The sequence below is a fragment of the Inquilinus limosus MP06 genome (genome assembly GCF_000767795.1).
In the GTDB taxonomy this organism is placed as follows: domain Bacteria; phylum Pseudomonadota; class Alphaproteobacteria; order DSM-16000; family Inquilinaceae; genus Inquilinus; species Inquilinus limosus_E.
Genome location: NZ_JANX01000367.1, coordinates 1 through 6,338 on the forward strand (window position 1 = coordinate 1; position 6,338 = coordinate 6,338).

The window sequence follows — 6,338 nt, forward strand, 5'->3', positions numbered from 1 at the left end:
GTGGCCTATGGCGTCCGGCAGCAGCAGGCGGCCGATCGCTGGGCGTCGGCGCTGACCGGCGGCGACCCGGATCGGGCTCCGGCGCTGATGCTGCGCAACGGCTGCACCGGCTGCCACACCATCCCCGGAATCGGTGCCGCGCGCGGCGCGGTCGGGCCAAAGCTGTCCGGCCTGGCGGACCGCGCCTTCATCGGCGGGACGCTGCCGAACACGCCGGAGAACCTGGCGCGATGGATCCGCGACTCCCGAGGAGTCAACCCACGCACGGCGATGCCAAGCACCGGGATCACCGAGTCGGAGGCGCACGACATCGCAGCTTATCTCTACGCTCTGCGAGGGCGCCCATGACGGCGAGATCTGACCGGTGAGGATCTTCTCCGGCACCAGCCGCAATCCCCGCGCCAGATTGCAGCGGCAGATGCGACCGGACAATCAGCCGATAGCCCTCTGAGGAAAATCAACATATCGGTGAGTAAGGTGGCGGAGGGACCGGGATTCGAACCCGGGCACGGGGTTTCCCCCGTGGACGGTTTAGCAAACCGCTGCCTTCAGCCGCTCGGCCACCCCTCCGTCCAGCGGCGGTGCCGCTCGGTGGGCGTTCTTAAGGGCGCGGCGAAGGCTTGTCAATGACGGCTCTCGGCATAGCCCGGCCCGCTTCGCCGCAGAACGTGACGCGGCCGTGGCGCGGCCGCCTCAACCTGTGGCAAAACGGCACCCGATGGCATCTCTGTCACCAGATTTTCTTGAAAGCGACACCGCTCCCCTATAGTGCTGGAAAGACTACCGGGCAGGAAAATTGTTGGGTGCTTCGGCCGTATGTCTGCCGTCACGGTGCGAGAGAGACCGATGCCGATGCCGCCCGAACGCTGGACCAAGCCTGCCGAAAGCGAAGCTGAATGAAGCCAGTCACGCCGCTGCTCGACACCATCCACACCCCAGAAGATCTTCGCCTCCTGCCCGCTTCCGACGTGAAGCAGGTCGCCGATGAGCTGAGGGCCGAGACCATCGACGCCGTCTCGACCACGGGCGGCCATCTCGGTGCCGGGCTCGGCGTGGTCGAGCTCACCGTCGCCATCCACCGGGTGTTCGACACCCCGCGCGACAAGCTGATCTGGGATGTCGGCCACCAGGCCTATCCGCACAAGATCCTGACCGGGCGGCGCGACCGCATCCGCACCCTGCGCCAGGGCGGCGGCCTGTCCGGCTTCACCAAGCGGTCGGAGAGCGAGTACGACCCGTTCGGCGCGGCGCACAGCTCGACCTCGATCTCGGCCGGCCTCGGCATGGCCGTGGCGCGCGACCTGAAGGGCGAGGACTTCCGAGTCGTCGCCGTGATCGGCGACGGCGCGATGAGCGCCGGCATGGCCTATGAGGCGATGAACAACGCCGGCGCGCTGAAGAGCCGCCTGGTCGTCATCCTCAACGACAACGACATGTCGATCGCCCCGCCGGTCGGCGCCATGAGCGCCTATCTGTCGCGGCTGATCTCCTCGCGCTCCTACCGCTCGCTGCGGCACCTGATGCGCGACGTCACCGCGGTGTTCCCGAAGCCGGTGGCGCGCGCCGCCAAGCGGGCCGAGGAATACGCCCGCGGCTTCGTCACCGGCGGCACGATGTTCGAGGAGCTGGGCTTCTACTATGTCGGCCCGATCGACGGGCACAATCTCGACCACCTGCTGCCGGTGCTCGAGAATGTCCGCGACGCCGATGACGGCCCGGTGCTGGTCCATGTCGTCACCCAGAAGGGCAAGGGCTACGGCCCGGCCGAGGCGGCGCCGGACAAGTATCACGGCGTCAGCCGCTTCGACGTCATCACCGGCGCCCAGGCCAAGCCGAAGAGCAACGCGCCCAGCTACACCGGTGTCTTCGCCCAGGCCCTGATCCAGGAGGCGGAGGAGGATGAGCGCATCGTCGCCGTCACCGCCGCCATGCCGTCCGGCACCGGCCTCGACAAGTTCGCCCAGCGTTTCCCGAAGCGCAGCTTCGATGTCGGCATCGCCGAGCAGCATGCGGTGACCTTCGCCGCCGGCATGGCGACGGAGGGGTTCAAGCCGTTCTGCGCGATCTACTCGACCTTCCTGCAGCGCGCCTATGACCAGGTGGTGCATGACGTGGCGATCCAGCACCTGCCGGTGCGCTTCGCCATCGACCGTGCCGGGCTGGTCGGCGCCGACGGCGCCACCCATGCCGGCGCCTTCGACATTCCCTATCTCGCCTGTCTCCCCGGCATGGTGCTGATGGCCGCGGCCGACGAGGCCGAGCTGGTGCACATGGTGGCGACCGCCGCGGCGCTGGACGACCAGCCCTCGGCCTTTCGCTATCCGCGCGGCGACGGCGTCGGCGTCGAGCTGCCGGCCCGCGGCAAGCCACTGGCCCTGGGCAAGGGCCGCGTGCTGCGCGAGGGCACGTCGATCGCGCTGCTCAGCTACGGCACCCGGCTGCAGGACTGCCTGGCGGCGGCCGATGCGCTTGGCGTCATGGGCCTGTCGACCACCGTGGCCGACGCCCGCTTCGCCAAGCCGCTCGACACCGAGCTGGTGAACCAGCTGGCCCGCCACCACGCCGTGCTGATCACGGTGGAGGAGGGGGCCGAGGGCGGCTTCGGCAGCATCGTGCTGCATCACCTGGCCCGCGCCGGCCTGCTCGACCACGGGCTGAAGATGCGGCCGATGACGCTGCCGGACCGGTTCCAGGACCACGACAAGCCGGAGCTGCAATATGCCGAGGCGGCGCTGTCGGCGCAGCACATCGTCGCCACCGCCGCTGCGGCCCTGGGCCTCGATGCGCCGGCCACGGGTGTGATCCGCGCCTGACGGCGCTTTCGATCCGGACACGGAAACGGCCGCCCCGATCCGTCGGGGCGGCCGTTTCCGTGTCCGGGCCGGGCGGAACCCGCGGATGGGCTGTGCGGTTGACCACGGAAGCGGCCGATTTCCCGTGCTGCGGGCCTGCGGCATCGGTGATGATGGCCGACGATTCGATCTCGTGGGGCCGAGAAGGGGGATACGATGACACTGCGGCACGCCGTCCTGGGGACGGTTGCGATCCTGTTGCTGGGCGCCTGCGTTTCGGCGTCGGGCGCGACCAAGACTCCGGCCGCCGCTCCGGCTGCCCCGGCTCCGGCTGCCCCGGCTCCTGCCGCCCAGGCTCCCGCGGCGGCGACTCCGGCGAAGGTCGCCGAGCTGACGGGGATCGAGGCGTTCCGCGGCTCCTGGGTGGGCGCCACCCAGGGCGAGGGGGATTCCCGCCGGGCGGCGGCTCTGGTGGTCGACGCCTCGGCCGATGGCGGCCTGTTCCTGCGCTGGCGCAGCGCCGAGGGGGCAAACGACGGCGCCGGTGCCACGGGCCCGCTGACGATGCGCGAGAACACGGCGCTGTTCCCGCCCGGCAAGACCCCCGGTGTCTGGTCGACGCGGCTGGAGAGCGGCGCCCGCGCCAAGGCGCGGCTGGAGGGGTCGGTGCTGACCACCGAGCTGACGGCGAGCACCGGCGGCAAGACCGAGGTGCAGAGCTACCGCCGCACCCTGACCGCGCCGGGCAAGCTGTCGCTGCGCTATACCCGCACGGTGGGCGGCAAGGTCGAGGACACGATCGACGCGGATTTCGTCAAGCTGCCGTGACGCGGTGATCCGGATGGCTTGCGTGGGAGCCGGTCCGATCGCATCTTATGTCAAGCTTTGACATAGGCTCGGCCATGGCAACCAACGTCCATCTGACCCCGGAACTGGAGCGCTTCGCCCGCAAATGCGTGGAGGAGGGGCGCTACAACAATGTCAGCGAGGTGGTGCGGTCTGGCCTCCGCCTGCTGCAGGAGGCCGAGGAGCGCCGACAGGCGTTTGCGGCGATGCTGCGAGAGGCAGAGGAGGAAGGCGAACGCGAGGGCACATTCACGCTGGACGAGGTTCTTGCGGAAGCCGAACAGATCATCGCTGATGCCAAGCGGTGAAAGCGGCGAAATTCCAACCGCAGGCGCGGCGTGACCTGCTGGAAGCGGTGCGCTGGATTGCGAAGGACAATCCGATGGCCGCCCAGGCTTTGCTGGATACAGCCGCAGGCGGCGCAAAGCGGATCGGCTCCCATCCCGACATAGGAGCCCAGCGACCTGATATTGTGGAGCGACGATATCGTTTTCTGACTCTACCGGGTTTTCCCTATGTCATGATCTATGACTGCGAGCGCCGGCCGCCGATCATCATTCGTGTGCTGCACGGGGCTCGTGATCTCGCAGGGCTGCTGCGGAACTTGCCGCCGACAGCTTGACGGTCGGGCCCTTCCGCTCGTCACCCCGCCTTCTTCCCGATCGGCTCCGCCCGGTATTCGTTCGGGTCGATGCCGTGGCGGGTGAGCTTGTCGTAGAAGGTCTTGCGCGGCAGGCCGAGGGCCTCGATGACGGCCCGCACATCGCCCTTATGGGCGGCCAGCGCCTCGCGCAGCAGCGACGCCTCGTAGCGTTCGACCCGCTCCGGCAGGCTCGCTGCGGCGGCGGGCGTCGGGGCCGGCGCGTCCATGCCGGCCAGGCCCAGCGCCGCGCGGTCGGCGAAATGCGCCAGCTCGCGGACATTGCCCGGCCAGTCGTGGTCCAGCAGGTGCCGTCGCACCACGTCGCTCAGCGGTGGCGGGTCGCGGCGGAAGCGCGCGGCGGCGCGGGCCAGGAAATGGGCGAACAGCAGCGGGATGTCGGCCCGGCGCTCGCGCAGCGGCGGGATGCGCAGCGTCACCACGTTGAGCCGGTAGTAGAGATCGGCCCGGAACCGGCCCTCCTGCGACGCCGCGGCCAGGTCGGTCTTGGTGGCGGCGACCACGCGCAGGTCCAGCGGCCGGCGCTCATTGGTGCCCAGCGGCTCCACCGCCCGCTCCTCCAGCACCCGCAGCAGCTTTACCTGCAGCGCCGTCGGCATGCTCTCGACCTCGTCCAGGAACAGGGTGCCGCCATCGGCATGCTCGATCCGGCCGATGCGGCGCTTCTGCGCCCCGGTGAAGGCGCCCGCCTCATGGCCGAACAGCTCACTCTCGATCACGCTTTCCGGCAGCGCGCCGCAGTTCAGCGCCACCAGCGCCTTCGACCGGCGGCGGCTCCAGCGGTGCAGCGCCTCGGCCACCACCTCCTTGCCCGACCCGGTCTCGCCCAGCACCAGCACGTCGACATCGGCGTCGGCAACGTCGCGCACGGTGTCGCGCAGCCGCTCCATCTCCGGCGTGTCGCCGAGGAAGGTGAGATCGTCGGACGCCTCCAGCTGTGCCTTCAGCCGCCGGTTCTCGATCACCAGCCGCCGCTTCTCCACCGCCCGGCGGACGCTGTCGACCAGCCGCTCGGCCGGGTACGGCTTGGCCAGGAAGTCATAGGCGCCGTCCCGCATCGCGCCGACCGCCATGGCGATGTCGCCATGGCCGGTGATCAGGATCACCGGCAGGTCGGGGTCGCGTTCGCGCAGCCGGGCGAACAGCGCCAGCCCGTCGGTCTCGGGCATGCGGATGTCGGTGACCACGGTGCCCGGGAAGTCACGGTCGACCGCGTCGAGGGCGGCGCGGGCGGAGTCCAGCGCCGTGACCTCGAAGCCGGCGAGCTCCAGGCTCTGCACATTGGCATGGCGGATCTCGGCCTCGTCGTCGACGAAGACGACCTGTCCCGCGCTCATGCTGCCTTCTTGAGCGTCACGGTGAAAACCGCCCCGCCGGCCTCACGGTTGGCGGCGGCGATGCTGCCGCCGAACTCGCGCGCAATGTCCTGGCAGATCACCAGGCCGAGGCCGAGCCCGGCCGGCTTGGAGGTGGCGAAGGGGATGAACAGCGCCTTCATCGTGTCGGGGTCGAGGCCGTTGCCGGTGTCTGAGACCGAGATCCTAACCTCCTCAGGCCCGGCGTCCACCGCGATGCGGATCTCCGGGTCGGGCAGGCCGGCCACGGCGTCCAGCGCGTTCTGCAGCAGGTTGACCAGGATCTGCTCCAGCCGCACCCGCTCGGCCACCACCCGCACGTCGCCCGGCGGCAGGTCCTGCACCAGCCGCACCGACTGGCGGCGGATGCGCGGCCGGGTCAGGATCAAGGCGCCCTCGACCGCGTCGGCGCAGGAGGTCGCCTCGATCGAGCTGGTGGCCTTGCGCGAGAAGGCGCGCAGATGCTGGGTGATGGTGCCGACCCGGTCGGTCAGCCCGGCGATGGTCGCCAGGTTCTCGCGCACCGAGGCGGGCTTCTCGCGGTCGAGGAACACCGACGCGTTGTCGGCATAGGCGCGGATCGCCGCCACCGGCTGGTTGATCTCATGCGCCACGCTGGCCGCGACCTGGCCCAGGATGGCCAGGCGGTTGGCCTGGGTCAGTTCCTCTTGCAGCTGCTGCCGG

General features: G+C 69.9%; 7 protein-coding genes and 1 tRNA gene. 5 read left to right on the forward strand and 3 right to left on the reverse strand.

The window, feature by feature from the left end; translation table 11 throughout:
• A partial coding sequence (locus tag P409_RS23045) for a c-type cytochrome (protein WP_034844210.1) occupies positions 1 to 348 on the forward strand: 348 nt, incomplete at its 5' end.
• A gap of 130 nt (positions 349 to 478) precedes the next feature.
• On the opposite strand, the gene P409_RS23050 is transcribed toward P409_RS23045, so the two are convergent.
• A tRNA-Ser gene (locus P409_RS23050) sits at positions 479 to 570 on the reverse strand.
• 326 nt (positions 571 to 896) lie between these two features.
• On the opposite strand from P409_RS23050, the gene dxs reads away from it, so the two are divergent.
• From dxs to P409_RS37295, 4 genes are all read left to right on the forward strand, one after another.
• Positions 897 to 2,813, forward strand: coding sequence for a 1-deoxy-D-xylulose-5-phosphate synthase (gene dxs / locus P409_RS23055; protein ID WP_034844213.1), 1,917 nt, complete (start codon positions 897 to 899; stop codon positions 2,811 to 2,813).
• A gap of 195 nt (positions 2,814 to 3,008) precedes the next feature.
• The gene (locus P409_RS40145; protein WP_034844214.1) at positions 3,009 to 3,620 is read left to right on the forward strand and encodes a hypothetical protein; all 612 of its coding nucleotides are present in this window, start codon (positions 3,009 to 3,011) and stop codon (positions 3,618 to 3,620) included.
• Between the two features lie 74 nt (positions 3,621 to 3,694).
• Positions 3,695 to 3,946 (forward strand): type II toxin-antitoxin system ParD family antitoxin, encoded by a 252-nt coding sequence (locus P409_RS23065; protein ID WP_034844226.1) that lies wholly within the window; start codon positions 3,695 to 3,697, stop codon positions 3,944 to 3,946.
• On the forward strand, positions 3,943 to 4,260 hold the full coding sequence (locus P409_RS37295; RefSeq protein WP_081991729.1) for a type II toxin-antitoxin system RelE/ParE family toxin: 318 nt from the start codon (positions 3,943 to 3,945) through the stop codon (positions 4,258 to 4,260). The genes P409_RS23065 and P409_RS37295 overlap by 4 nt, the downstream gene beginning before the upstream one ends.
• A 20-nt stretch (positions 4,261 to 4,280) precedes the next feature.
• Here P409_RS37295 and P409_RS23070 read toward each other — a convergent pair whose 3' ends face one another.
• The gene (locus P409_RS23070; protein ID WP_034844216.1) at positions 4,281 to 5,636 is read right to left on the reverse strand and encodes a sigma-54-dependent transcriptional regulator; all 1,356 of its coding nucleotides are present in this window, start codon (positions 5,634 to 5,636) and stop codon (positions 4,281 to 4,283) included.
• A partial coding sequence (locus P409_RS23075; protein ID WP_034844224.1) for a sensor histidine kinase occupies positions 5,633 to 6,338 on the reverse strand: 706 nt, incomplete at its 5' end. The genes P409_RS23070 and P409_RS23075, both read right to left, overlap by 4 nt.